This is a genomic window from [Bacillus] selenitireducens MLS10, assembly GCF_000093085.1.
Taxonomy (GTDB): domain Bacteria; phylum Bacillota; class Bacilli; order Bacillales; family Salisediminibacteriaceae; genus Salisediminibacterium; species Salisediminibacterium selenitireducens.
This window is the reverse complement of sequence record NC_014219.1, coordinates 118657-143892: the sequence shown is the minus strand read 5'-3', so window position 1 is coordinate 143892 and position 25236 is coordinate 118657. Positions and strand designations below refer to the sequence as shown.

28 protein-coding genes and 1 other annotated feature are annotated in these 25236 nt (G+C 49.9%); all 28 genes read right to left on the bottom strand.

The features are described 5' to 3' along the window. The 28 genes from rpmC to BSEL_RS00590 all read right to left on the bottom strand — a co-directional run bounded on the left by rpmC (position 1) and on the right by BSEL_RS00590 (position 25116). A complete protein-coding gene (gene rpmC, locus BSEL_RS00720; RefSeq protein WP_013171102.1) occupies positions 1–204 on the bottom strand; it encodes a 50S ribosomal protein L29 in 204 nt (67 codons plus the stop codon). After that, positions 194–628, bottom strand: a complete 435-nt coding sequence (gene rplP, locus BSEL_RS00715; RefSeq protein ID WP_013171101.1) for a 50S ribosomal protein L16 — start codon at positions 626–628, stop codon at positions 194–196. The genes rpmC and rplP overlap by 11 nt, the downstream gene beginning before the upstream one ends. A 2-nt stretch (positions 629–630) precedes the next feature. After that, positions 631–1290 (bottom strand): 30S ribosomal protein S3, encoded by a 660-nt coding sequence (gene rpsC / locus BSEL_RS00710; RefSeq protein ID WP_013171100.1) that lies wholly within the window; start codon positions 1288–1290, stop codon positions 631–633. Positions 1291–1292: 2 nt separating this feature from the next. Then, a complete protein-coding gene (gene rplV, locus BSEL_RS00705; protein ID WP_013171099.1) occupies positions 1293–1634 on the bottom strand; it encodes a 50S ribosomal protein L22 in 342 nt (113 codons plus the stop codon). A 22-nt stretch (positions 1635–1656) separates the two neighbouring features. Further along, positions 1657–1935 (bottom strand): 30S ribosomal protein S19, encoded by a 279-nt coding sequence (rpsS, locus tag BSEL_RS00700; RefSeq protein ID WP_013171098.1) that lies wholly within the window; start codon positions 1933–1935, stop codon positions 1657–1659. Positions 1936–1995: 60 nt separating this feature from the next. Next, positions 1996–2826 (bottom strand): 50S ribosomal protein L2, encoded by an 831-nt coding sequence (rplB, locus tag BSEL_RS00695; protein WP_013171097.1) that lies wholly within the window; start codon positions 2824–2826, stop codon positions 1996–1998. A 30-nt stretch (positions 2827–2856) separates the two neighbouring features. Further along, positions 2857–3147, bottom strand: a complete 291-nt coding sequence (rplW, locus tag BSEL_RS00690; RefSeq protein WP_013171096.1) for a 50S ribosomal protein L23 — start codon at positions 3145–3147, stop codon at positions 2857–2859. Then, positions 3147–3770: a 50S ribosomal protein L4 gene (gene rplD / locus BSEL_RS00685; protein WP_013171095.1), complete on the bottom strand. Its 624-nt coding sequence runs from the start codon at positions 3768–3770 to the stop codon at positions 3147–3149. The genes rplW and rplD overlap by 1 nt, the downstream gene beginning before the upstream one ends. A gap of 27 nt (positions 3771–3797) precedes the next feature. Then, positions 3798–4424, bottom strand: coding sequence for a 50S ribosomal protein L3 (rplC, locus tag BSEL_RS00680; RefSeq protein WP_013171094.1), 627 nt, complete (start codon positions 4422–4424; stop codon positions 3798–3800). Between the two features lie 45 nt (positions 4425–4469). Then, complete coding sequence (gene rpsJ / locus BSEL_RS00675; RefSeq protein ID WP_013171093.1) at positions 4470–4778, bottom strand: 30S ribosomal protein S10; 309 nt, start codon at positions 4776–4778, stop codon at positions 4470–4472. Between the two features lie 265 nt (positions 4779–5043). Continuing rightward, positions 5044–5865 (bottom strand): hypothetical protein, encoded by an 822-nt coding sequence (locus BSEL_RS00670; RefSeq protein ID WP_013171092.1) that lies wholly within the window; start codon positions 5863–5865, stop codon positions 5044–5046. 141 nt (positions 5866–6006) lie between these two features. After that, positions 6007–7197, bottom strand: a complete 1191-nt coding sequence (gene tuf, locus BSEL_RS00665) for an elongation factor Tu (protein ID WP_013171091.1) — start codon at positions 7195–7197, stop codon at positions 6007–6009. Between the two features lie 123 nt (positions 7198–7320). Continuing rightward, positions 7321–9399, bottom strand: coding sequence for an elongation factor G (fusA, locus tag BSEL_RS00660; protein WP_013171090.1), 2079 nt, complete (start codon positions 9397–9399; stop codon positions 7321–7323). A 98-nt stretch (positions 9400–9497) separates the two neighbouring features. Further along, positions 9498–9968: a 30S ribosomal protein S7 gene (rpsG, locus tag BSEL_RS00655; RefSeq protein ID WP_013171089.1), complete on the bottom strand. Its 471-nt coding sequence runs from the start codon at positions 9966–9968 to the stop codon at positions 9498–9500. A gap of 60 nt (positions 9969–10028) precedes the next feature. Then, positions 10029–10442, bottom strand: coding sequence for a 30S ribosomal protein S12 (gene rpsL / locus BSEL_RS00650; RefSeq protein ID WP_013171088.1), 414 nt, complete (start codon positions 10440–10442; stop codon positions 10029–10031). Between the two features lie 107 nt (positions 10443–10549). Further along, on the bottom strand, positions 10550–10798 hold the full coding sequence (locus BSEL_RS00645; RefSeq protein ID WP_013171087.1) for a 50S ribosomal protein L7ae-like protein: 249 nt from the start codon (positions 10796–10798) through the stop codon (positions 10550–10552). 85 nt (positions 10799–10883) lie between these two features. Next, positions 10884–14489, bottom strand: a complete 3606-nt coding sequence (gene rpoC, locus BSEL_RS00640) for a DNA-directed RNA polymerase subunit beta' (RefSeq protein ID WP_013171086.1) — start codon at positions 14487–14489, stop codon at positions 10884–10886. Between the two features lie 131 nt (positions 14490–14620). Further along, entirely contained in the window at positions 14621–18166 is a 3546-nt protein-coding gene (gene rpoB, locus BSEL_RS00635) for a DNA-directed RNA polymerase subunit beta (protein WP_013171085.1), read from the bottom strand. A gap of 421 nt (positions 18167–18587) precedes the next feature. Then, positions 18588–19193, bottom strand: a complete 606-nt coding sequence (locus BSEL_RS00630; RefSeq protein ID WP_013171084.1) for a class I SAM-dependent methyltransferase — start codon at positions 19191–19193, stop codon at positions 18588–18590. Between the two features lie 130 nt (positions 19194–19323). Then, entirely contained in the window at positions 19324–19689 is a 366-nt protein-coding gene (rplL, locus tag BSEL_RS00625; protein ID WP_013171083.1) for a 50S ribosomal protein L7/L12, read from the bottom strand. A 70-nt stretch (positions 19690–19759) separates the two neighbouring features. Next, on the bottom strand, positions 19760–20260 hold the full coding sequence (gene rplJ / locus BSEL_RS00620) for a 50S ribosomal protein L10 (RefSeq protein ID WP_013171082.1): 501 nt from the start codon (positions 20258–20260) through the stop codon (positions 19760–19762). 51 nt (positions 20261–20311) lie between these two features. Next, positions 20312–20454: a sequence feature (ribosomal protein L10 leader region), on the bottom strand. Positions 20455–20493: 39 nt separating this feature from the next. Then, entirely contained in the window at positions 20494–21189 is a 696-nt protein-coding gene (rplA, locus tag BSEL_RS00615; protein WP_013171081.1) for a 50S ribosomal protein L1, read from the bottom strand. 116 nt (positions 21190–21305) lie between these two features. Beyond that, complete coding sequence (gene rplK, locus BSEL_RS00610; RefSeq protein WP_041581622.1) at positions 21306–21731, bottom strand: 50S ribosomal protein L11; 426 nt, start codon at positions 21729–21731, stop codon at positions 21306–21308. Positions 21732–21905: 174 nt separating this feature from the next. Next, on the bottom strand, positions 21906–22439 hold the full coding sequence (gene nusG, locus BSEL_RS00605) for a transcription termination/antitermination protein NusG (protein WP_013171079.1): 534 nt from the start codon (positions 22437–22439) through the stop codon (positions 21906–21908). A 108-nt stretch (positions 22440–22547) separates the two neighbouring features. Continuing rightward, complete coding sequence (gene secE, locus BSEL_RS00600; protein ID WP_013171078.1) at positions 22548–22754, bottom strand: preprotein translocase subunit SecE; 207 nt, start codon at positions 22752–22754, stop codon at positions 22548–22550. Positions 22755–22769: 15 nt separating this feature from the next. Next, entirely contained in the window at positions 22770–22919 is a 150-nt protein-coding gene (gene rpmG / locus BSEL_RS17315) for a 50S ribosomal protein L33 (protein WP_013171077.1), read from the bottom strand. A 120-nt stretch (positions 22920–23039) separates the two neighbouring features. Continuing rightward, positions 23040–24569, bottom strand: coding sequence for a hypothetical protein (locus tag BSEL_RS00595; RefSeq protein ID WP_013171076.1), 1530 nt, complete (start codon positions 24567–24569; stop codon positions 23040–23042). After that, the gene (locus tag BSEL_RS00590; protein WP_013171075.1) at positions 24562–25116 is read right to left on the bottom strand and encodes an RNA polymerase sigma factor; all 555 of its coding nucleotides are present in this window, start codon (positions 25114–25116) and stop codon (positions 24562–24564) included. Before BSEL_RS00590 ends, BSEL_RS00595 begins: the two co-directional genes overlap by 8 nt. Positions 25117–25236: the final 120 nt, after the last annotated feature.

Below are 25236 nucleotides of genomic sequence, written 5' to 3'. Positions count from 1 at the left end.
CTATTCGTTCGTGATTCCTAGTTCTCGTTCACGTAAGACTGTCTTTGCACGGGCAATCGATCGTTTCACTTCACGAATGCGGGCTGGATTGTCCAACTGTCCAGTTGCAAGCTGAAAGCGAAGGTTGAAAAGCTCTTCTTTAAGAGACTTCGACTTTTGCTCGATTTCGGCAGTGGTAAGGTTGCGGATATCATTAGCTTTCATTTGCGTCACCACCCACTTCTTCGCGTTTTACAAATTTTGTTCTGACCGGCAGCTTGTGTGAAGCAAGACGGAGCGCTTCGCGCGCGACTTCTTCAGATACCCCGGCGATTTCAAACATGATTTTCCCTGGCTTGACAACAGCCACCCATCCTTCAGGTGCACCCTTACCGGAACCCATTCGAACCTCTAGAGGTTTAGATGTATATGGCTTGTCTGGGAAGATCTTAATCCATACTTTACCGCCACGTTTCATGTAACGGGTCATTGCGATACGCGCAGACTCGATCTGGCGGTTTGTGATCCAGCTTGCTTCAAGTGCCTGCAAACCGTATTCACCAAAAGCTATCTCTTTCCCGCCTTTCGCACGTCCGCGCATCTTACCGCGGTGCTCTCGACGGAATTTAACACGTTTAGGCATTAGCATGATCAGTTTCCTCCTTCCTCTTGTTTCGTTCCTTTCGTCGGAAGGACTTCACCTTTGTAGATCCACACTTTAATACCGAGCTTACCGTACGTTGTATCTGCTTCTGCAGTGCCGTAGTCGATATCTGCACGTAGTGTGTGCAAAGGTACAGTGCCTTCACTGTATGATTCAGAACGAGCGATGTCCGCTCCACCAAGACGTCCGGATACCTGTGTACGGATACCCTTCGCGCCTGAACGCATAGTTCTCTGGATCGTCTGTTTCATTGCACGACGGAATGAAATACGGTTTTCCAGTTGACGGGCGATATTTTCTGCAACCAGCTTGGAATCAAGATCCGGTCGTTTGATTTCATTAATGTTGATGTGAACTCGCTTTCCAGTCATGTCATTGAGTGCTTTACGGAGCGCCTCAACTTCAGAACCACCCTTACCGATCACCATTCCTGGCTTGGCAGTGAAGATCGTGACGTTGACGCGATTCGCAGCACGTTCAATTTCGATTGTGGAAACCGAAGCTTCAGTTAAGCGATTTTCCAAGAATTCACGAATACGAATGTCTTCGTGAAGCAGGTCTGCATAATCTTTGCCGGCGTACCATTTTGACTCCCAGCCTTTGATGACGCCAACACGAAGTCCGTTAGGATTAATTTTCTGACCCACGCTTATCCCTCCTTCTTTTCTGTAAGAACGAGCGTAATATGGCTCGTACGTTTGTTGATTCGGCTCGCACGTCCCTGTGCACGTGGACGGAAACGCTTGAGTGTAACACCTTCATCTACAAATGCTTGACTGACAACGAGATTGTCAGGTTCCATTTCATAATTGTGCTCTGCGTTCGCAATGGCGGAATTCAGAAGCTTCTCGACAACCGGAGATGCTTTCTTCGGTGTGTGGTTCAGGATGGAGATGGCTTCACCAACCTCTTTGCCACGGATCAAATCAATGACCAGGCGAACTTTTCGAGGAGCAATACGCACTTGTTTTGCAACTGCTTTTGCTTCCATGAATAGTACCTCCCCTCTTTAATTAGCGTTTAGTTTTTCTATCGTCGGATGCATGGCCTTTGTATGTTCGGGTAGGCGCAAATTCTCCGAGCTTGTGACCAACCATATCTTCCTGAACGTAAACCGGCACGTGCTTTCGTCCGTCATAAACGGCGATTGTGTGTCCGATGAATTGTGGGAAAATCGTTGAACGGCGTGACCAGGTCTTGATCACTTTCTTATCATTGTTCTCACTCTGAGCTTCCACCTTTTTCATGAGATGCTCATCGACAAAAGGTCCTTTTTTCAAGCTACGACCCATCGTAGTACCTCCCTTCGCGATTGCGCTACGGTCCGATTACTGGACCGTAGGTCAATCCCGTTATTTTTTGCGACGACGTACAATATATTTGTTCGATTCTTTATTCTTTGAACGTGTCTTGTAACCAAGGGTCGGTTTACCCCATGGTGACATTGGTGATTTACGTCCGATTGGTGCGCGACCTTCACCACCACCGTGTGGGTGATCGTTCGGGTTCATAACAGAACCGCGTACAGTTGGGCGCTTGCCTAACCAGCGTGAACGTCCTGCTTTACCAATGGTAACGAGTTCGTGTTCGATGTTTCCAACCTGTCCGATTGTAGCGCGGCAAGTGGCAAGGATCAGGCGGGTTTCGCCGGAACGGAGCCTTACGAGTACGTAGTTGCCCTCTTTACCAAGGACCTGTGCATCAGCACCTGCAGATCGTACAAGCTGTCCGCCTTTTCCTGGACGAAGCTCGATGTTGTGAATGATGGTACCGACCGGGATGTCTTTCAGTTGAAGAGCGTTACCCATTTTGATGTCGGCATCTTTACCGGACATGATTTCCTGTCCGACTTTCATGTTTTTCGCTGCAAGGATGTAGCGCTTCTCACCATCTGCATAGTTGATGAGGGCGATATTCGCAGTCCGGTTCGGATCGTATTCGATCGTGGCAACGCGGCCTGGAATTCCATCTTTGTCACGTTTGAAGTCAATAACACGGTACTGACGCTTGTGTCCACCACCCTGGTGACGAACAGTCAGCTTACCCTGGTTGTTACGACCGCCGCGCTTGTGGATCGGTGCTAAAAGCGACTTCTCCGGCTTGTCTGTCGTGATTTCCTGGAAATCAAGGACCGACATCCCACGGCGACCGTTTGTGGTCGGTTTATACTTTTTAATTGCCATCAGTTTTCCCTCCTTCTTTGGTTATTGGTTTTATACGCCTTCAAAGAACTCGAGTTCTTTGCTGTCAGCGGATAATTCAACAATGGCTTTTTTGCGCTTGCGTGTATAGCCTGAGTAACGGCCGAAACGCTTGAATTTTCCTTTGTAGTTCATTGTGTTGACATTGGTTACAGTCACGCCGAAGATTTCCTCAACCGCATTGCGGATTTGTACCTTGTTGGCACGCGGGTTCACTTCGAATGTGTACTTCTTGTCCACCATCAGATCCGCAGATCGTTCGGTGATAATCGGGCGCTTAATGATGTCACGGGCTGTTGCCATTATGCAAGCACCTCCTCTACCTGTTTAACAGCATCCTGTGTAATGACCAGGCTCTCGAAGTTGACGAGATCAAGAACATTAACACCTTCAGCAGTAACGAATTTCACATTAGGCAGGTTGCGAGCTGAAAGAGCTACGTTGTCTTCGTAGTCTGCAGTGACAACAAGCACTTTCTTGCCTGCTGATAATGCTTCAAGTACTTTCTTCATTTCTTTTGTCTTTGGAGCGTCGAAGCTCAGTCCTTCCATGACGTAGATCGCGTCTTCGTTCACTTTGGAAGAAAGAGCGGACTTCAGAGCCAACCGGCGCTGTTTCTTTGGCATGTTGTAGGCATAGCTTCTCGGTGTCGGTCCGAATACAACACCACCGCCTACCCAAATTGGGGAACGGTTCGTACCGTGACGGGCACGGCCTGTTCCTTTTTGACGCCAAGGCTTTCGTCCACCACCGCGAACGTCTGAACGTCCTTTAACGGCGTGTGTACCTTGTCTCATTGATGCTTGCTGCATGATGATTGCATCATATACAACACTTTCGTTTGGTTCAATTCCGAAAACGGCATCGTTCAGTTCGATGTCGCCTGCTTGTGAGCCAGTCTGGTTATACAAATTAACTTTAGGCATCTGGGCTCCTCCTTTCTTGTTAAATTATTATGCTTTCGTTGCTGAAGTGATCGTGACGAAGCTCTTTCTCGCACCCGGTACATTACCTTTAACGAGAATTACGTTTCGTTCAGTATCCACTTTGACAACTTCAAGGTTTTGAATGGTTACAGTTTCTCCGCCCATTTGTCCTGGAAGGAGCTTACCTGGTCGTACGTGGTTCGGGTCAACAGGACCCATGGAACCTGGACGACGGTGATAACGGGAACCGTGGGACATCGGTCCGCGGGACTGGTTGTGGCGCTTAATGGCACCCTGGAAACCTTTACCCTTCGATGTTCCGGTGACGTCAATGGCGTCTCCCTCCGCAAAAATATCTACCTTGATCTCCTGACCAATTTCATAATCCGCTGTGTTCACATCACGGATTTCCTTTACGAAGCGCTTAGGAGCGGTCTTCGCTTTTTCTGCATGACCTTTCTCCGGGCTGTTCTGACGGTTGGCTTTCTTGTCGTCATAGCCGATCTGGATCGCTTCGTAGCCTTCGCCTTCAGCTGTCTTCTTCTGAAGAACAACGTTTGGGGAAGCTTCGATTACCGTTACCGGTACCTGCTCACCATTCTCAGAGAAAATCTGGGTCATACCTAATTTCTTTCCTAAGATTCCTTTGGTCATGAGTCACACCTCCTGTAAAATAAATAATTGTTTTTTTATCATGACTTACAGCTTGATTTCAATGTCTACGCCGGATGGCAGATCGAGTCGCATGAGTGCATCCACAGTTTGTGGTGTCGGCTCTACGATATCAATCAGACGCTTGTGCGTGCGCATTTCGAACTGCTCACGTGAATCTTTGTACTTGTGTACTGCACGAAGCACTGTATAAACGGTTTTCTCGGTTGGAAGCGGAATCGGACCAGCTACGCTGGCACCTGAACGCTTTGCCGTTTCAACAATCTTCTCTGCTGATTGATCAAGTACTCTGTGTTCATACGCCTTTAATCGAATACGAATCTTTTGCTTTGCCATTTGATGACCTCCTTTTTCGCCCATTTTTATGGAAATAGACTTGCTCCCCGAAAATTTCCTCCACACAGCCCCATGGCAAAGGAGCCTGGTGTGTCAGCAACCTTTCGGATCAATGCCTGTCAAGTGACCAACATTAAACAGTATACACGAATTGCGTAACGTACGCAAGACGTTTTTACGCATTTAACCGGTCATACTTGATTTATTATACAGACTGTCACATTTGTTTTCAAGTCTTTTTTAAAATCGTTTTACGCTTCTGCTTTTATTTGCGAAAATGCAGTTTAACAAGGATCGGGGCCATGATAAAAACAGGACGCAGCTCTTCGTCAATCCGGTCCTGACTGATATCCACAAGATCCCCGTTCACCCCTGAAAACAGTTCGAGTGCTTCCATTGGAATACCCTGATGCTTCAGTTCCACAAGGCGATTCCCTTCTTGATCTTTGACGATGAACCGCTGACCGCTGAGCCCGCCATCGTTTTCTCCGATCTGTTTTCCATCCCGGTCATGGATCGTGGCGTAGGTTCTGAACGGATTCCACACATTCATTCTGAAGCTGGCGATCTGCGTTCCTTCTATTGTATAAAGCTCGTACACTTCGTGGAATCCTCCGTATTTCTCCAGACGGTAAATCACCCCGTCCTCCGTTGCCACCTCCATCGTCTTCGGAAAAAACATACGGATCCCCATGAGTTCGAGGATAAACGAGCGGTAGCGCCTCCAGCCTGTGACCACGTCCCGCACTTCCGCAATCTTCTTCCCGTCGAGAGAAAAGATCTGATACTCCCGCAGTAGATGAACAAGAGGGGCAATGACCACGCGGCTGACAGAGTGCAGGTCATGATCTGAGTCAGCGACTGCCCCTTTCGGATACGGCGTCACAGAGCGGTTCCGTTTGACAAATCCGGTGATCAGAAAACCAACCGCCATGACACCCAGTAAAATGAGCCCATCGAGGCCCGCGAGCGGTCCCTGATCCAAAACAAAATATAATAGAAAAAACACGACAAACAAGAGCCCGGATACTGCTGCAAGATAAAAGTAAGCCCTGCCTGCCTGTTTGTAATAGTCATGGATTCCCATGGTATCAACTCCTGAACTGCAGGGACTTTATCGAGAAAGCCTTGACTGCACGTATACGATCATCCTTTAACGAAGATAAACATTCCTAAACCACAAAAAGAAAACCGGACAGGGAAACCTGTCCGGTTCGATTAACTGTTATTACTCAGTGATAGATGCAACAACGCCGGCACCAACAGTACGTCCACCCTCACGGATAGAGAACTTAGTACCTTCCTCGATCGCGATTGGCGCGATGAGTTCAACTGTCATTTCAACGTTATCACCAGGCATTACCATTTCAACACCGTCTGGAAGGTGAATGATTCCAGTTACGTCAGTTGTACGGAAGTAGAACTGCGGACGGTAGTTTGTGAAGAATGGCGTGTGACGGCCACCTTCTTCTTTTGAAAGAACATATACTTCAGCCTGGAACTTCGTGTGCGGTGTGATTGTACCTGGCTTAGCAAGTACCTGACCACGGTTGATGTCGTCGCGGCCTACACCACGAAGAAGCGCACCGATGTTGTCACCAGCTTCAGCATAGTCAAGAAGCTTACGGAACATTTCAACACCTGTTACAGTTGTCTTCTTTGTTTCGTCTTCAAGACCGATGATGTCCACTTCGTCACCAACGTTTAACTGTCCACGCTCAACACGGCCAGTTGCAACAGTACCACGGCCAGTGATTGAGAATACGTCCTCAACAGGCATCATGAACGGCTTGTCTTTGTCGCGCTCTGGTGTTGGGATATACGCGTCAACAGCTTCCATCAGTTCGAAGATTTTCGCTTCGTAGTCAGCGTCGCCTTCGAGTGCTTTAAGAGCAGAACCAGCGATTACAGGAATGTCGTCGCCCGGGAAGTCGTACTCAGAAAGAAGGTCGCGTACTTCCATTTCTACGAGCTCAAGAAGCTCTTCGTCGTCAACCATGTCGACTTTGTTCAGGAATACTACGATGTAAGGTACACCAACCTGACGGGAAAGAAGGATGTGCTCACGAGTCTGTGGCATTGGGCCATCAGCTGCAGATACAACAAGGATAGCTCCGTCCATCTGTGCAGCACCTGTGATCATGTTCTTAACATAGTCAGCGTGTCCTGGGCAGTCAACGTGTGCATAGTGACGAGTGTCTGTTTCATACTCAACGTGTGCAGTTGAGATTGTGATTCCACGCTCACGCTCTTCCGGCGCGCCGTCAATCTGGTCATACGCCATAGCGGAACCTTTACCTGATTTCTTGTGAAGTACAGTGGAGATCGCTGCAGTCAGGGTAGTTTTACCGTGGTCAACGTGTCCGATTGTACCGATGTTAGCATGCGTTTTGGAACGATCAAATTTTTCTTTTCCCATGATCGAAATCCTCCTTATTTTTCATAAAATTATTTTTTAAATTGCAGGAAAGATGACTTGGCTGTTCGCTTTAATCACCTTTCCAAGCTTACAACAAAATTCTTTGCGGAGCAACAAGCGTTATTACTCGCCGCCCTGCTTCTTAATGATTTCTTCACTGATGCTCTTTGGCACTTCTTCATAGTGGTCGAAGTGCATGGAGTAGTTACCGCGACCCTGTGTGTTTGAACGCAGGGACGTTGCGTAACCGAACATCTCGGAAAGTGGGACCATCGCTTTTACGATTTGAGCGTTACCGCGGGCTTCCATACCTTCCACACGTCCACGGCGTGACGTTACGTCACCCATGATGTCACCCATATACTCTTCAGGGATAACAACTTCGACCTTCATGATCGGCTCAAGGAGAACCGGGTTACACTTCTTCTTCGCTTCTTTAAGCGCCATGGAAGCTGCAACCTTAAAGGCCATTTCGTTGGAATCGACATCGTGGTAAGAACCGTCATAAAGACGCGCTTTCACGTCAACAAGCGGGTAACCGGCGAGAAGTCCGTTATCGAGTGCGTCTTTGACACCGGCTTCAACGGAACCGATGTATTCACGCGGAACAACACCACCAACGATGTTGTCTACGAATTCAAAGCCTGCACCTTCGTCATTCGGCATAAACTCGATCCATACGTGACCGTACTGACCGCGTCCACCGGACTGACGAACGAATTTCCCTTCACAGTTTGCTGCTTGACGAAGTGTTTCACGATACGATACCTGAGGAGCACCGACATTGGCGTCCACTTTGAATTCACGGCGCATACGGTCAACGATGATGTCAAGGTGAAGCTCACCCATACCTGCGATGATCGTCTGGCCTGTTTCATCATCTGTGTGCGTCTTGAACGTCGGATCTTCTTCAGCGAGTTTGGCAAGTGCCATACCCATTTTGTCCTGGTCTGCTTTTGATTTAGGCTCAACAGACAGGGAGATAACCGGATCAGGGAATTCCATGGATTCAAGAATGATATTCTCTTTCTCTCCACAGAGCGTATCACCTGTTCCTGTATCTTTCAAACCAACACCCGCAGCGATATCGCCGGAGAAACATGTTGGGATTTCTTCACGGTGGTTTGCGTGCATCTGCAGGATACGACCCATGCGCTCACGCTTACCTTTGGTTGAGTTCTTAACATAAGAACCCGCATTAACCATACCGGAATAGACACGGAAGAATGTCAGTTTACCGACGAACGGATCCGTTGCGACCTTAAATGCAAGGGCGGAGAACGGCTCGTTATCGCCTGGCTTACGGACAACTTCTTCTTCAGTATCGAGGTCAATACCTGTGATAGCCGCAACGTCAGTTGGTGCCGGCAGGTAGTCGATCACGCCGTCAAGCAGGAGCTGAACCCCTTTGTTCTTGAACGCGGAACCGCAGAAGACCGGGTAGAATTCAACGCTGACTGTCGCAGCACGGATCGCGCGCTTTAGTTCATCCGTTGTGATTTCTTCCCCTTCGAGATACTTCATCATGAAGTCTTCATCGAATTCGGATACTTTTTCCATGAGCTTGTCACGGTATTCTTCAGCCTGATCCTTGTACTCATCAGGAATTTCACGTGCTTCACTGCGTGTTCCGAGATCATCGAGGTAGAAGTATGCCTGCATGTTGATCAGGTCAATAATCCCTTCGAAGTCATCTTCAGCACCGATTGGCAGTTGAACAGCCGCAGCGTTCGCACCAAGTCGGTCCTCAAGGGTACCGAGTGAATAGATGAAGTCTGCACCGAGCTTGTCCATCTTGTTGACGAACACGATACGCGGCACGCCGTAAGTCGTCGCCTGACGCCAAACGGTTTCTGTCTGTGGCTCAACACCGGACTGGGCATCAAGTACAGCTACAGCACCATCGAGTACACGGAGCGAACGTTCAACTTCGACTGTGAAGTCTACGTGCCCTGGTGTGTCGATAATGTTAATACGGTGTTCGTTCCACTGAGCTGTTGTTGCAGCAGAGGTAATCGTGATTCCACGCTCCTGCTCCTGCTCCATCCAGTCCATTTGTGAACCGCCGTCGTGAGTTTCACCGATCTTATGGATACGGCCTGAATAGAAAAGAATACGCTCCGTTGCTGTCGTCTTACCAGCATCGATGTGAGCCATAATCCCGATATTACGAGTCTTTTCTAAGGAGAACTCTCTTGCCATGGTTCAACTTCTCCTTCCTGTTTCTCAAATTTATCACAGAGTGGAGACGGGCCGGGCCCGTTCTCAAATCCTTCAGGATCACTCTGTGAAAAAGAATTTTACCAGCGGTAGTGGGCAAACGCTTTGTTTGCTTCCGCCATTTTGTGTGTATCTTCGCGTTTCTTAACGGCTGCACCCGTGTTGTTGGCTGCATCCATGATTTCGTTAGCAAGACGCTCTTCCATGGTCTTCTCACCGCGGAGACGTGCATAGCTTACGAGCCATCTCAAACCGAGAGTTGTACGGCGGTCCGGCTTTACTTCGATCGGTACCTGGTAGTTTGCACCACCTACACGGCGTGCTTTTACCTCCAGTACCGGCATAATGTTCTTGAGTGCCTGTTCGAAAACTTCCTGAGGATCATTCCCGGTACGTTCACGAACGAGATCAAATGCATTATAAAGAATCGTCTGGGCTTTACCGCGCTTACCATGCACCATGATGCGGTTGATTAAGCGGGTTACCAGTTTCGAGTTGTAAATCGGGTCAGCGAGCACGTCTCTGCGTGCTACAGGTCCTTTACGTGGCATCGGAGTCCCTCCTTTCAAATAGTCATTCATGTGTATGAATGGTGTTGCGAATAGTCGTTATTATTTCTTAGGACGCTTTGTTCCGTATTTTGAACGGCTCTGCATACGGCCTTCAACACCGGCAGTGTCCAAGCTTCCGCGAACGATGTGATAACGTACCCCCGGTAAGTCTTTTACACGACCACCGCGGATCAGGACAACACTGTGCTCTTGCAGGTTGTGTCCGATACCCGGGATATAAGCAGTTACCTCAATCTGGTTCGTCAAGCGAACACGAGCATACTTACGAAGGGCTGAGTTCGGCTTCTTCGGTGTCATTGTACCGACACGCGTACAAACACCGCGCTTTTGAGGAGAATCCTCATCTGTCTGGTGTTTCTTGAAGCTGTTGTAGCCTTTGTTCAAAGCTGGGGAGTCAGGTGATTTCACCTTTGACTTACGGCCTTTTCGTACAAGCTGATTAATAGTAGGCATGTTACATCTTCCTCCTTTCCTTGCGAATTTCAAGTCCACTGGTCCAGGTGGTTCATAAGTGGGTAAAAGAGAAGTCTTTACCGGCAGAGATGCCGGTAAAAACTTTTTTACTTTTTAATGGCTACAATTGCTGCGCCAACGTCAATCCCGCAGGCTTTGCCAAGCTTCTTCATGGAATCGACCCACGAGATGCCAACCTGAGAATCAGAGGCAATCTGCAGTGCTTTGTCGAGTACATGACGATCGGCGTCTTCTGCAACAATGAGCTCTTTAACCTGTTGATGTTCCAGTGCTTTAACTGTTTGTTTAGTGCCTATGACTTTGTTTGTTGCCTGGGCTACTTTTTCATAAGACATTGTGATCCTCCAAAGCATCAGGTATTTGGCACACTATGATATGTTACCACCATGATATTGGGCTGTCAACAACCAGATTGAAATTTTATTCAGTGCCCGCAGGCTGTTCGATGATATCACTGTTGTCTTCCGTATTCACGGCTTTCAACTGGCGGTAACGCTGCATGCCTGTACCTGCCGGAACAAGCTTACCGATGATGACATTTTCCTTGAGTCCGACGAGCTGATCGCGTTTTCCTTTGATTGCGGCATCCGTCAGGACACGCGTTGTCTCCTGGAACGATGCTGCAGACAGGAAGGAATCTGTTTCAAGGGAAGCTTTCGTGATCCCGAGAAGGACCGGACGACCTGTGGCAGGTCTGCCGCCTTTGAGAAGGACTTCCCTGTTTGCGTCGCTGTACTGGTGGATCTCAACAAGGGAGCCTGGAAGGATATCCGTATCCCCTGAATCAATGACGCGGACTTTTCTCATCATTTGGCGCACCATGACTTCGACGTGTTTATCGCCGATTTCAACACCCTGCATGCGGTAAACTTTCTGTACTTCGCGAAGGAGATATTCCTGAACGCCCTGTACACCGGATACCTGAAGGAGTTCTTTCGGATCGATGGACCCTTCGGTCAGTTCCTGACCGGCGAGGATCGTATCGCCTTCCTTCACCTTCATGCGGGCTCCGTACATCGTCGGGTAGTTCCGTGTTTCCACAGGACCCTGAATGACGATTTCTTTCTTATCATTTTGGTCTTTGATTTCAGCAACGGTTCCCTCGATCTCGGAAATGACGGCCTGACCTTTCGGATTACGGGCCTCGAACACTTCCTGGATACGCGGAAGACCCTGGGTGATGTCGTCTCCGGCAACCCCGCCTGTGTGGAACGTACGCATCGTAAGCTGGGTACCCGGCTCACCGATGGACTGGGCTGCGATGATGCCGACAGCTTCCCCGACTTCAACCTCTGCTCCTGTAGCAAGGTTTCGGCCGTAACACTTCTTGCAGGCGCCGTGCTTTGTATCACACGTGAAGACCGAACGGATCATGACGTTCTGGACACCGGCATCCTCAATGACTTTCGCCATGTCTTCCGTAATGTCCTGATTACGGTCGGCGAGGAGTTCCCCGGTTTCCGGATGATAAATACGCTGGAAGGAGACACGGCCGACGAGGCGGTCATAAAGACTCTCGATGACTTCCGTTCCTTCTTTGATCGCTTTCACTTCGAGACCGCGGTCTGTGCCGCAGTCGTCTGTGCGGATAATCACGTCCTGTGCAACGTCAACGAGACGACGTGTCAGGTAACCTGAGTCGGCTGTCTTAAGGGCCGTATCCGCAAGACCTTTACGTGCACCGTGTGTGGAAATAAAGTACTCGAGTACCGTCAGACCTTCACGGAAACTGGATTTGATCGGAAGTTCAATAATACGTCCGGATGGATTGGCCATGAGACCACGCATACCGGCAAGCTGGGTGAAGTTGGACGCGTTACCACGCGCTCCGGAATCACTCATCATAAAGATCGGGTTCGTCTTGACGAGGGTGCCGAGCAACTTCTCCTGAATGACATCTTTTGCGTTACTCCAGATCTCAATGACTTTGTCATAACGCTCTTCCTCCGTGATCAGACCGCGGCGGAACTGCTTTGTGACACGGGTGACTTTTTCATCCGCTTCATCAAGGATGTCCTGCTTGTCTTTCAATACGACGATGTCGGATACACCGATGGTGATACCGGCCTTCGTCGAGTAATAAAATCCGAGCTCCTTCATCTTATCAAGCATGACGGAGGTTTCGGAGATTTTGAACTTCTTAAAGACTTCGGCAATAATGTCGCCGAGGAAGCCTTTTTTAAATGGTGAAATGAGTTCACGTTCTTTGAACTCCGCTTTGATATCCGTACCCCGCGGAACGAAGTACTTGCGCGGCGTCACTTCTTCAAGGTTCACTGCAGACGGCTCGTTGATATACGGGAACGAGTCCGGCAGGATTTCATTGAAGATAACTTTACCGACGGACGTCAGCAGGTAGTGATCCTGAACGGCATCCTCAAAGTTTGTCTTGTTGATGGACGTAACCGGCATGGCGATCCGTGTATGCAGGTGGACATAGCCCGCCTGATATGCACTGAGGACCTCATTCGGGCCGGTGAAGATTGACCCTTCACCAACGGCGTTTTCACGCTCGAGGGTCAGGTAATAGTTACCGAGAACCATATCCTGGGAAGGAGTAACAACCGGCTTGCCATCCTTTGGGTTCAGGATGTTCTGTGCGGCAAGCATCAAGAGACGACTTTCCGCTTGCGCTTCTGCAGAGAGCGGCACGTGAACGGCCATCTGGTCACCGTCAAAGTCCGCGTTGTAGGCGGTACAGACGAGCGGGTGAAGTTTGATGGCGCGCCCTTCCACGAGAATCGGCTCAAATGCCTGAATCCCGAGACGGTGAAGTGTCGGTGCACGGTTTAAGAGTACCGGATGCTCTTTGATGATGTCTTCAAGGACATCCCACACTTCCGGCTGCACGCGTTCGACTTTGCGCTTTGCACTCTTGATGTTATGCGCGAGCCCCTGTCCTACGAGTTCTTTCATGACGAACGGTTTGAAGAGTTCAAGGGCCATTTCCTTCGGCAGTCCGCACTGATACATTTTCAGGTTCGGACCGACAACGATAACGGAACGCCCTGAATAGTCAACACGCTTTCCGAGCAGGTTCTGACGGAAACGTCCCTGCTTCCCTTTCAGCATGTGTGAGAGGGATTTGAGCGGACGGTTACCCGGTCCTGTGACCGGTCGTCCACGACGGCCATTGTCGATCAGCGCATCAACCGCTTCTTGCAGCATCCGCTTCTCATTTTGCACGATGATGCTCGGTGCACCGAGATCGAGAAGCCGCTTCAGACGGTTGTTACGGTTGATCACCCGGCGATACAGATCGTTCAGGTCGGATGTCGCAAAACGTCCACCGTCGAGCTGTACCATCGGACGCAGTTCCGGCGGAATGACCGGAAGCACATCGAGAACCATCCATGACGGATCGTTATCCGAATGACGGAAGGCTTCAAGGACCTCAAGGCGCTTGATCGCCCGGGTTCTTCGTTGTCCCTGCGCGGTCTCAAGCTCTTCTTTCAGCATATCCGCTTCTTTGTCGAGATCGATATCCTCAAGAAGCTTGCGGATTGCCTCGGCACCCATGGTCGCCTTAAAACTGCGGCCGTACTTATCGTAATAGGCACGGTATTCCTTCTCAGAAAGGAGCTGCTTTGTCTCAAGCGGGGTCTCTCCCGGATCCGTGACCACATAGGAAGCGAAGTAGATCACTTCTTCAAGGGAACGTGGCGACATATCGAGAACGAGGCCCATGCGGCTCGGAATCCCTTTGAAATACCAGATGTGGGATACCGGCGCAGCCAGTTCGATATGTCCCATGCGTTCGCGGCGGACCTTGGCGCGTGTGACTTCAACGCCACAGCGGTCGCAGACGACGCCTTTGTAACGGACACGCTTGTATTTTCCACAGTGGCATTCCCAGTCCTTTGTCGGACCGAAAATACGCTCGCAGAACAACCCGTCTTTTTCAGGTTTTAACGTTCGGTAGTTGATGGTCTCAGGCTTCTTGACTTCCCCGCGTGACCATGAGCGGATTTTATCAGACGAAGCGAGACCGATTTTCATATATTCAAAATTATTCACATCAATCAAGGGGCCAACCTCCCTTTCAGCATTTAAAGAAAACCAGGCGTTTCGCCAGGTCACCCTGGCGAAAGCCTCAGTTGCACTTATCCTTTCATCCTACAACGGCGTTAAACGTGCCTAAAGTGCAAGTTCTCCCGTTACGCGTTCGACTCTCCGGATTCCATATTGAGGTTCAATTTGTCTCCGGTCTGTTCATCGTCATCTTCATGCTCAAGCATATCAATCTCTTCGTCGTTGCTTGAAAGCATCTTTACGTCCATACCGAGACTCTGCAGTTCCTTGATCAGTACTTTGAATGATTCAGGAACACCCGGCTCAGGCACGTTTTCACCTTTGACAATCGCTTCATAGGTTTTCACCCGTCCGATGGTGTCATCGGATTTGACTGTGAGGATTTCCTGCAGGGTATAGGCAGCACCGTATGCTTCAAGGGCCCATACTTCCATCTCACCGAATCGCTGTCCACCGAACTGTGCTTTACCGCCGAGCGGCTGCTGGGTAACGAGGGAGTAAGGACCTGTTGAACGGGCGTGAAGCTTGTCATCAACCATGTGCGCCAGCTTGATCATGTACATGACCCCAACTGATACACGGCTGTCGAATGGTTCTCCGGTACGTCCGTCATAGAGAACGGTTTTCCCGTCACGTGCCATGCCCGCTTCTTCGATGGTTTCCCAGACGTCTTCTTCACGCGCACCGTCAAATACCGGCGTTGCGATGTGAATGCCAAGCTGTCTTGCAGCCATCCCCATATGAAGTTCAAGCACCTGACCGATGTTCATACGTGATGGAACCCCGAGCGGGTTCAGCATGATGTCGATCGGTGTGCCGTCAGGCAAGAATGGCATGTCTTCTTCAGGAAGGATCCTGGAGATAACACCTTTGTTTCCGTGACGACCGGCCATCTTATCGCCTTCGTTAATCTTACGCTTTTGCACGATATACACGCGCACAAGCTGATTCACGCCTGGCGGCAGTTCGTCGCCGTCTTCACGGTTGAACACTTTCACGTCAAGGACAATCCCGTCTCCGCCGTGCGGTGCACGGAGTGACGTGTCTCTGACTTCGCGGGCCTTCTCACCGAAAATCGCGTGCAGGAGGCGTTCCTCTGCAGTCAGCTCCGTAACCCCTTTTGGTGTTACTTTACCGACGAGGATGTCGCCGTCTTTGACTTCCGCACCTGTACGAATAATGCCGCGCTCGTCAAGATTGCGGAGGGCATCTTCACCGACGTTCGGGATATCCCTCGTGATTTCTTCCGGTCCGAGCTTCGTATCACGGGCTTCAGACTCGTATTCTTCAATATGAATCGACGTATACACGTCGTCTTTTACCAGTCGTTCACTGAGGATGATGGCATCCTCATAGTTGTAGCCGTCCCATGTCATAAAGCCGACAAGGACGTTTTGACCGAGGGCCATTTCCCCTTTTTCCATGGATGAACCGTCAGCGAGGATCTCGCCTTTTTCCACAATCATGCCTTCACTGACGATCGGGCGCTGGTTGTAGCAGGTTCCCTGGTTGGAACGTTCGAACTTCATGAAGTTGTAACGCTTCAGGTCACCTTCTGTTTCCTTGCCGTCCACGTCAGCAAGTTCACGGACATCGACGAACTTGGCAGTCACCTTCTCCACGCGCCCGCGGGCTCTTGCAACAATCGCTGCCCCCGAGTCTTTCGCGGAGACGTATTCCATCCCGGTTCCGACAAGCGGCGAATGCGGCTCAAGGAGCGGCACGGCCTGACGCTGCATGTTTGCACCCATAAGGGCACGGTTGGAGTCGTCGTTTTCAAGGAACGGGATACACGCAGTTGCCGCTGAGACAACCTGCTTTGGCGATACGTCCATGTAGTCGACGCGATCGCGGCTGACGATGATATTCTCACCACGGAAGCGGCAGATGATGTTCTCATCGGTAAAGGTGCCGTCTTCATTCAGTTTCGCGTTCGCCTGGGCAACGATGTAGTTATCCTCTTCATCCGCCGTCAGATAGTCGACCTGCTCAGAGACGATGCCTGTGTCGTGATCGACCTTGCGGTACGGTGATTCAATGAAACCGAACGGATTGACCTTCGCATAGGACGACAGGGAGTTAATCAGCCCGATGTTCGGTCCTTCCGGTGTCTCGATCGGACACATGCGCCCATAGTGGGAGTAGTGAACGTCACGGACTTCAAAGCCTGCACGCTCACGGGTCAGACCGCCGGGTCCAAGCGCCGAGAGACGGCGTTTGTGCGTCAGCTCAGCAAGCGGGTTCGTCTGATCCATGAACTGGGACAGCTGTGAGCTGCCGAAGAACTCTTTGATCGACGCGATCACGGGACGAATGTTGATCAGCGCCTGTGGCGTGATCACATTGGTGTCCTGGATGGACATGCGCTCACGTACAACACGTTCCATACGGGAAAGACCGATTCTGAACTGGTTCTGCAGGAGTTCACCGACAGAGCGCAGACGGCGGTTTCCGAGGTGGTCGATGTCGTCGGTGTTACCCACGCCGTGAAGCAGGTTAAAGAAATAGCTCACGGATGCGATAATATCCGCAGGAGTGATGTTTTTGACTTTCTCACCGACGGTGCCGTTGGCAATAACCTTTATCTTCTCGCCTTCTTCTGCTGTCGGCTCCTGTGAATAGATCATGACAGACTGAATCTCTGTCTCTTCATCATCCACAACGCCGCCATTCAGGTTAATGCGCCGGAAGCCGAGGTTGTTCTCAAGATACGGCATCAGTTTGTCAAGGACGCGGCGGTCGATGACGGTGCCTTCTTCAGCGAGGATTTCTCCAGTATCCGGGTCAACCAGTGTTTCTGCAAGCTTCTGGTTAAAGAGGCGGTTCTTAATATGAAGTTTTTTGTTCATCTTATAGCGTCCGACGCTCGCGAGGTCGTAGCGTTTCGGATCAAAGAAGCGTGAGTCGAGAAGACTCTTCGCACTTTCGACGGTCGGAGGCTCTCCAGGGCGGAGTCGCTCGTATATCTCAAGGAGTGCTTTTTCGGAAGAATCGGTGTTATCCTTATCCAGCGTGTTGCGAAGATAGGCATCCTCACCAAGGAGATCGATGATTTCCTGATCGCTTCCGAAACCTAATGCACGCAAAAGAACGGTAGCCGGGATTTTCCGGGTCCGGTCGATTCTGACGTACACAACGTCTTTGGCGTCGGTTTCGAGTTCAAGCCAGGCACCGCGGTTCGGAATGACCGTTGCGGTATAGCCTTTCTTTCCGTTCTTATCGACCTTGTTGTTGAAATACACACTTGGAGATCGGACGAGCTGGGATACGATGACACGTTCCGCACCGTTGATAATGAAGGTACCTGTGTCTGTCATTAATGGGAAATCACCCATGAATACTTCCTGCTCTTTGACTTCTCCTGTCTCCTGATTAATTAACCGGACTTTGACGCGAAGCGGCGCAGAATAAGTTACATCCCGTTCCTTGGATTCATCGACCGGGTACTTGGGATCTCCCAATGAATAATCGATAAACTCCAAAACGAGATTTCCTGTGAAATCGGAAATCGGTGAAATATCCTGAAACATCTCACGGATCCCTTCATCAAGGAACCATTGATAGGAAGCTGTCTGAATCTCGATTAAATTCGGAAGATCCAGCACCTCACTGATTCGGGCATAACTTCTTCTCTGGCGGTGGCGTCCGTACTGAACTAGTTGACCTGTCAACTCATTCACCCCTCAAACCTAACGTATTTATCATCAAAAGGATGCATCGCATGTTGCCTGATGATGCATCCTCTGACTGACTGGTGCAGCATTACAACGCAGCGACGAGTGTCGCTTACTATTTCTCAAATTTTTATATAAAAACAAAGGATTTTTCCCGGCGGATGACGAAACAGTATGTGGAGCAACCCGCTCTTCTCTTTTCACAGAAAAGAAAAAAGGGTAACAGACAGTGTCGGCTCATTCTGTAGACTGAGTTGTTCGTGTGCTGATTGTACCCCTGACTGTTCGCTATTCTCTTCGCATGGAAACGCACGTTCACATCTCCGATTACGTATTTCCCGGGTTTTAGAGCATAAGAGCCCTATTATCATTTATCTTCATACGCATTAAATAACAATAACATAATGTCAAGTCTCAGTCAATCTTTTTTTCCGGCGAAGATGACGTAGCCTTTTTTCTTCGTAACGGTACGCACATCCAGTCCGAGCGCTTTCAGTTTTTCTTCCGTCGACGGCGCGCCCTGCTTCTTCTGGATGACGACCCAAAGCTCGCCTCCGTGCTTCAGCTGCCGACTCGCCTCTTCATAAATCGCAAAGACAACATCTTTGCCTGCGCGGATCGGCGGATTGGTAAGGATCGCCGCACAGCCGTCACCCGGAAGCCCTTCCGTTGCATCACGCTGTTCGATATGCACGTTGTCGGCGACGCCGTTCGCCTCGGCGTTAAGCCGCGCGAGTTCGACGGAGCGTTCATTGACATCGATCATGTTGATCCGCCTCTGATCGGTACTCATCGCAAGGGCGATGCCGATAGGACCCCAGCCACAGCCGATGTCCAGCAGGTCACCTTCTGTCTCAGGTTCGGTAAAACTCTCAATCAGCAGCCTCGAACCAAAATCGACGCCGCCCCCTGAGAAGACGCCTTTATCAACAGTAAACGTCAGGCGTTGGCCGCGGAGCTCATCCGTGAACGAGCGCCGACTGCTTTTGACACCGGGTTTATTCGTATAGTAATGGTCACTCATAACGTGCATCCTTTCTGATGATAATCGGGTGATGAAAGAAACAGTCCTGAAGCGACTGGCTGTTCCAAATAAAAAATGGTAGAAAAAAACCCGCTTGAATAAGCGGGTTTTTTGGGGCTGTAATCGTGGATTACTTGAGTTCAACAGAAGCGCCTGCTTCTTCAAGCTTGCCTTTGATTTCTTCAGCTTCTGCTTTTTCAACGCCTTCTTTGACTGGTGCAGGAACACCGTCAACGAGTGCTTTTGCGTCTTTAAGACCAAGACCAGTGATTTCACGAACGATCTTAATAACGCCGATCTTGGAAGATCCGGCACTTTCAAGAACTACGTCGAATTCAGTCTGCTCAGCAGCGGCTTCTTCACCGGCACCGGCACCTGCAGCAGCTACAGGAGCAGCAGCAGTTACACCAAATTCTTCTTCGATTGCTTTTACAAGGTCATTCAATTCAAGTACGGACATTTCTTTGATCGCAGCGATCATGTCTTGATGAGTCATGTTAAATTCCTCCTAATTTTAATTTAAATGGTTGCCGCACTATGCGGCTTTCGTTCGGATCAGGCTGCGCTTACGCTTCCTGTTCTTCTTTCTGATCGGCAACGGCTTTGGTAGCCAAAGCGAAGTTGCGGATAGGCGCCTGAAGTACGCTGAGGAGCATGGATACAAGACCATCGCGGGATGGCAGTGTAGCCAGCGCCTTGATTTCTTCAAGACCGGTTACTTTTCCTTCGATGACACCGGCTTTCAGTTCGAGAGCTTCGTGGTCCTTTGCGAATCCGTTAAGGATCTTCGCAGGGGCAACCACGTCTTCGTTACTGAATGCGATAGCGGTAGGACCTGTCAGATGCTCGTCGAGATCCGTCAGACCTGCTGCTTCAGTTGCACGGCGAACCATGGAGTTCTTGTACACCTTGAAGTCAACACCAGCTTCACGAAGCTGTTTACGAAGTTCAGTGATTTCACTTACGTCAAGACCGCGGTAGTCAACGACAATCGTAGACTGGCTTTCTTCAAGCTTCGTCTTGATTTCATCAACAACCTGTTTCTTCTGTTCAATTACTGCGCTCATTCTTACACCTCCTGTAAATCGATAATGAAAAACTGACCGCAGAGGGGTTCCATATTCATAAGAAAGCCCCCATGTGCCGCAGGCAGACATGGAGGCAGAATCGTTTTTCATACTTGAAAAGACGAATTCAACAACCTCGGCAGGGAATTAAGCCATCAGGCACCTGCTGTCTACGGCGCAGTACTATTAAATGCACGATTATGAGTATAACCGCAGATTTTCAGTAAGTCAACTTATAATTTAAAGCCGGATACATCCACTTTCAGACCAGGGCCCATTGTGGACGTGATGGATACGTTACGGAGATACGTACCTTTTGATGCTGCCGGCTTGATCTTTACGAGCTGATCAACCATTGCAGTGAAGTTCTCTTCGAGCTTCTGCTGATCGAAAGAGGCTTTGCCGAGTGGCACGTGGATGTTACCGGACTTGTCGACACGGTATTCCACTTTACCTGCTTTGATTTCCTCGACGGCTTTTGTCACGTCAAACGTAACAGTGCCTGTCTTCGGGTTCGGCATGAGGCCTTTTGGTCCGAGGGTACGACCCAGCTTACCAACCTGTGCCATCATGTCCGGTGTGGCAACGACAACGTCGAAGTCCATCCAGCCTTGCGCTACCTTGTTGATGAGATCATCTTCACCAACGAAGTCTGCGCCTGCAGCTTCGGCTTCTTTCGCCTTGTCACCTTTTGCAAATACGAGAACAGTCTGTGTCTTACCTGTTCCGTGCGGAAGCACCATCGCTCCACGGATCTGCTGGTCTGCTTTCTTCGGGTCAACGCCGAGACGTGCAGCCATTTCGATTGTTTCGTCGAACTTGGACGTTGCGTTCTTCTGAACCAGTTCAACTGCTTCAGAGATATTGTATAGTTTTTCGCGATCAATTTGCTTCAGCGCATCTTGATACTTTTTACCTTTTTTAGCCAATTTAAGTTCCTCCTTCTGTGGTTTTAGCGGTTAAACCTCCCACTAATAAAGGTTGCGAACCTGATGAACAGGTGGATCAAATGTCCATTCGCAACCTCCATACCCCTTAAACGGGATTAGTCTTCTACGACAATACCCATGCTGCGGGCAGTACCTTCAACCATACGCATAGCAGCTTCTACATCTGCTGCGTTCAGGTCAGGCATCTTTGTTTCAGCGATTTCTTTAACTTTATCACGCTTGATTGTAGCCACTTTGTTCTTGTTTGGCTCTCCTGAACCAGAGTCGATTCCGGCTGCTTTTTTAAGCAGAACCGCTGCTGGTGGAGTTTTCGTGATAAAAGTGAATGAACGGTCTTCAAACACTGTGATTTCAACAGGAATGATCAGGCCCGCATCTTCTTGCGTACGAGCATTAAATTCCTTACAGAATCCCATGATATTAACACCAGCTTGACCGAGTGCCGGTCCGACCGGTGGTGCCGGATTCGCTTTGCCTGCAGGAATTTGAAGTTTCACTACTTTAATGACCTTTTTAGCCACGCGACACACCTCCTTAAGTCCGTGATGTGGTAAACCGAGCATATTGCTCTCCCACTCAATAAAAAACCTGCATGATTGCAGGAAAAAACGTGAACATTACGCTCACGTTCATTAACAACATTCAAATTCTATCACTTCATGTCAAAATACGCAAGCTGTTTTTTTACAGCTGCTTCAGATTTTTTCAACCTGATGGAAATCGAGCTCAACCGGGGTTTCACGGCCGAACATGTTGACGTGCACTTTCAGCTTGCGTTTTTCAGCGGAAATATCCTCAATGGATCCGATGAAGTTCGCAAACGGGCCTTCTTTGACTTTGACGGATTCCTTCAGATCGAAATCCACTTCCGCCTTCGGTGCTTCCACACCCATTTGACGGAGGATGGCGTCTGCCTCATCAGGCAAAAGTGCCGTCGGCTTCGAACCCGCACCGGTGCTGCCCACAAAGCCGGTTACGCCCGGGGTATTGCGGACGACGTACCATGAGTCGTCGGTCATGACCATTTCGACAATGACGTAACCAGGGAACACTTTCTTGGTCACGACCTTGCTTTTGCCGTTCTTCACTTCGTTCTCTTCTTCAACCGGAACGAGAATGCGGAAGATTTTATCCGTCATCTCCATGGACTCAACCCGCTTCTCCAGGTTGGTCTTCACCTTGTTCTCATAGCCGGAATACGTATGGACTACATACCAGTTTTTCTCCATTATGTTCAGGACGTAGTGTCCTTCCCCCCTCTGACTGAATCTGTTTTATCGGGTAGCGGGCTTTATCATCATGCCCGTTCTTGATTGGACCTCACTGCATCAGCTGGATCAGTTGGTAATCAAATCGAGAATACCTGAGATCGCAAAGTCAGAGATTGCAAAGAAGATGGCCATGATGATGACCGTCGTGCTGACGACGATCGTGTATTTCGTCAATTCCTGACGGTTCGGCCATGTCACACGCTTCATTTCCGTTGAGACATCTTTCAGGAATTTGATCGGGTTCTTCGACTTCGGCTGTTCTTGTTCTGCCATGTGGTTCACCTCCGGTTACTTCGTTTCCTTGTGTACGGTATGTGCCTTACAGGTCTTGCAGTACTTCTTTATCGTCAACCGGTCACTGCCGGCGCTGTCGGTTTTCATGGTGGTATAATTGCGGGAGTGACATTCGCTGCAGGCCAGTACGGCTTTCGTTGACATCACAAATCGCTCCCCTTTACCCTGACACTTTACATACCCCTCAAAAATAGCACAGAATCAGGCTCTCTGTCAATTGTATCTAAAAAACCGGAGCCCCTGTTACGGCTCCGGTTTCCTGCTTTACTCGTCAAGAAGCATAGTCCCGTCTTCCCACTGCCAAGTGTGGAGGATCAGGTCAATGTATTCCGAAAAGTAGATATCCCCTCCTGTCATCATGTAATAGCCGTAGCCGTTACGCTCGAAAACGAAGAACATCTCCTCATCGTTAAACGCCGAAAGACCGCCTTCTGTTTCGAGCTCCTCCCGCACTTCGCCAGAAATACCAAGTACGTCCCGGTTTACGAGCCAGTCTCCGCTGTAACGGTTCCCCAGGTGCATCTCAGGTTCTTCCCCCTGCTCCGGGAGCCCGTTCCCGGTCTCCCGCCAGTCCTGTTGGTAGGCGAGGGCCTCATCGACTGTATCAAAGCGACCAAGTTCCACAAAGGATAAATCATTTTCGCTCTCATTGCGGATCATTCGTTGTCCACGGTCCCCCGTCTCGGAGTCACTGAATCTTTCCCTGTAATAAAAGGAAACACCAAGGTCCGCCGCCTCGTTCAATACGGTCTCTCTTGTACCCGGCCCGTGATCACTCATGGATAAAATCTCTGCTTCGAGGGCCCGGTCATTCATCCCTGTTTCATCACTTTCATCAATGACCGTCGGATAGACCCGTTGAAAACTCGAGTGAAAATAACCTGCACGCTCTATCTGGTCATCGTTCTCCACCGTTTCAACGGAATGCAGAATGACCGGCGTATCCGGGTATCCCTCAGGATTCACAAACGACCAGTTATGGACACGATCCCCGTCTTCCGCGCGGTATTGCTCCACCGGCTCATCACCCATTTCCATAGTCCAGTGAAAATCTTGCAGCCACTGCTCGTCTTCGGACACCGCTTCTGCATCACGGTCATCCAGCTGTCTGTTGAGTTCAGAGCGGGCCGCAGCTTCATCCCCCGTTTCAAATTGCAGGAGATGAAAGACCGTCCCATGATCATCCGCCATTTCATAACGGGTATATGACTGGCCTTCAGCTGTTGTCAGCGTCCAGTCCGCAGGTATATAAACCGAATACGGCATACCGTCCTCATACAGGAGCCTCATTGACTGCTCTTCAATGACGTCCTCTTGGTCATCGGCATCCACGGCGCGCAAGTCAATATTGTAAAAGCGTTGGGTGCGGTCGTTAAACGTGTCTGCCGTCACATCCGAAGGCTGTTCCTCCTCCGTTTCCACGTCTTCTTCATCACGTTCATCTTCCTCTTCTTCTTCGTTTTCGTTCGTATCAAGAGGCTCCGGTGCTTCCTCTTCGTTTTCATTATGATCCCCGTCATCCACTGTTCCGGCAGGGTTGAACCACCCGGCCATATCATCAGAACTGATCAGAACCAGGCCCCCGATTGCCGCGGCAGCGACCGTGGCCGTAAAGCCGGTGAGCATCTGATTGCGTCTTTTCTTCTTCGCCATGCTTTGAAGTATGTTGTCCTGTGCATGGATCTCGTTCTTCATCGCACGCAAGCTTTTCTCCTTCGCCTCCTGCGACGGTGATACCTCGCCGATTGCGTCTTTCTCCTGTTTGAGCTGTTCATTGATCCGGTTTTCAGACATGGATGTTCACCTCCTCATCCACTTGCTCGCCCATTTTCGCCTGCGCCCGTTTTTGCAGGGACTTAACGGCCATCACACTCTTGCCCGTAATCCGTGCCGTCTCTTTCAGGGAAAATCCCTCCATAAACCGTAAGTACAAAATCTCCCTGTGCCCTTCCGGTAGGCTGTTAAAGGCATCAGATACGTGACTGCGTTTTTCCCGGTTTGATGCCACCTCTTCAGCGGATGCTGTCGTATCCGACACGGCCTCCAGTAAGTCATTCTCCACCGGCTGTTCCTTTTGCAGGCGACCCTTCTTGCGGTAATAGTCAATCACCGTATGCCTGACAATCGAAAACAGCCAGGTCCGAAAGGTTGATTTGCCGGAAAACCCGGCCAGGTTGCGAACCATCTTTACGAATACATCCTGCAAGAGTTCTTCCGCGTCCTGCCTGTTGCCGACTTTCATGTATACATAGCGGAACACATCATCCGCATGCCTCGCGTGAAGCGTCTCAAAGGCCCGTTCATCGCCTTTGAGCGCATCTTTGACCAGTTCTTCGTCCACGATGGCGCCCTCCTTCCTGTATGTCCAATCATCTTCGTTCACCCTAACAGACGTAAGGGATCCAAAAAAAGAGGCGGTAAAGGGAGACATTTCTTAATGAAAGTGAAGCAAAAAGAACCC

Excerpts from the sequence above, each read along its gene's own strand:
- rpmC (WP_013171102.1), bottom strand. The coding sequence starts at position 204 with ATGAAAGCTAATGATATCCGCAACCTTACCACTGCCGAAATCGAGCAA.
- rplP (WP_013171101.1), bottom strand. The coding sequence starts at position 628 with ATGCTAATGCCTAAACGTGTTAAATTCCGTCGAGAGCACCGCGGTAAG.
- rplV (WP_013171099.1), bottom strand. The coding sequence starts at position 1,634 with ATGGAAGCAAAAGCAGTTGCAAAACAAGTGCGTATTGCTCCTCGAAAA.
- rpsS (WP_013171098.1), bottom strand. The coding sequence starts at position 1,935 with ATGGGTCGTAGCTTGAAAAAAGGACCTTTTGTCGATGAGCATCTCATG.
- rplB (WP_013171097.1), bottom strand. The coding sequence starts at position 2,826 with ATGGCAATTAAAAAGTATAAACCGACCACAAACGGTCGCCGTGGGATG.
- rplW (WP_013171096.1), bottom strand. The coding sequence starts at position 3,147 with ATGGCAACAGCCCGTGACATCATTAAGCGCCCGATTATCACCGAACGA.
- rplD (WP_013171095.1), bottom strand. The coding sequence starts at position 3,770 with ATGCCTAAAGTTAATTTGTATAACCAGACTGGCTCACAAGCAGGCGAC.
- rplC (WP_013171094.1), bottom strand. The coding sequence starts at position 4,424 with ATGACCAAAGGAATCTTAGGAAAGAAATTAGGTATGACCCAGATTTTC.
- rpsJ (WP_013171093.1), bottom strand. The coding sequence starts at position 4,778 with ATGGCAAAGCAAAAGATTCGTATTCGATTAAAGGCGTATGAACACAGA.
- BSEL_RS00670 (WP_013171092.1), bottom strand. The coding sequence starts at position 5,865 with ATGGGAATCCATGACTATTACAAACAGGCAGGCAGGGCTTACTTTTAT.
- tuf (WP_013171091.1), bottom strand. The coding sequence starts at position 7,197 with ATGGGAAAAGAAAAATTTGATCGTTCCAAAACGCATGCTAACATCGGT.
- fusA (WP_013171090.1), bottom strand. The coding sequence starts at position 9,399 with ATGGCAAGAGAGTTCTCCTTAGAAAAGACTCGTAATATCGGGATTATG.
- rpsG (WP_013171089.1), bottom strand. The coding sequence starts at position 9,968 with ATGCCACGTAAAGGACCTGTAGCACGCAGAGACGTGCTCGCTGACCCG.
- rpsL (WP_013171088.1), bottom strand. The coding sequence starts at position 10,442 with ATGCCTACTATTAATCAGCTTGTACGAAAAGGCCGTAAGTCAAAGGTG.
- BSEL_RS00645 (WP_013171087.1), bottom strand. The coding sequence starts at position 10,798 with ATGTCTTATGAAAAAGTAGCCCAGGCAACAAACAAAGTCATAGGCACT.
- BSEL_RS00630 (WP_013171084.1), bottom strand. The coding sequence starts at position 19,193 with ATGAGTGACCATTACTATACGAATAAACCCGGTGTCAAAAGCAGTCGG.
- rplL (WP_013171083.1), bottom strand. The coding sequence starts at position 19,689 with ATGACTCATCAAGACATGATCGCTGCGATCAAAGAAATGTCCGTACTT.
- rplJ (WP_013171082.1), bottom strand. The coding sequence starts at position 20,260 with ATGAGCGCAGTAATTGAACAGAAGAAACAGGTTGTTGATGAAATCAAG.
- nusG (WP_013171079.1), bottom strand. The coding sequence starts at position 22,439 with ATGGAGAAAAACTGGTATGTAGTCCATACGTATTCCGGCTATGAGAAC.
- secE (WP_013171078.1), bottom strand. The coding sequence starts at position 22,754 with ATGGCAGAACAAGAACAGCCGAAGTCGAAGAACCCGATCAAATTCCTG.
- rpmG (WP_013171077.1), bottom strand. The coding sequence starts at position 22,919 with ATGTCAACGAAAGCCGTACTGGCCTGCAGCGAATGTCACTCCCGCAAT.
- BSEL_RS00595 (WP_013171076.1), bottom strand. The coding sequence starts at position 24,569 with ATGTCTGAAAACCGGATCAATGAACAGCTCAAACAGGAGAAAGACGCA.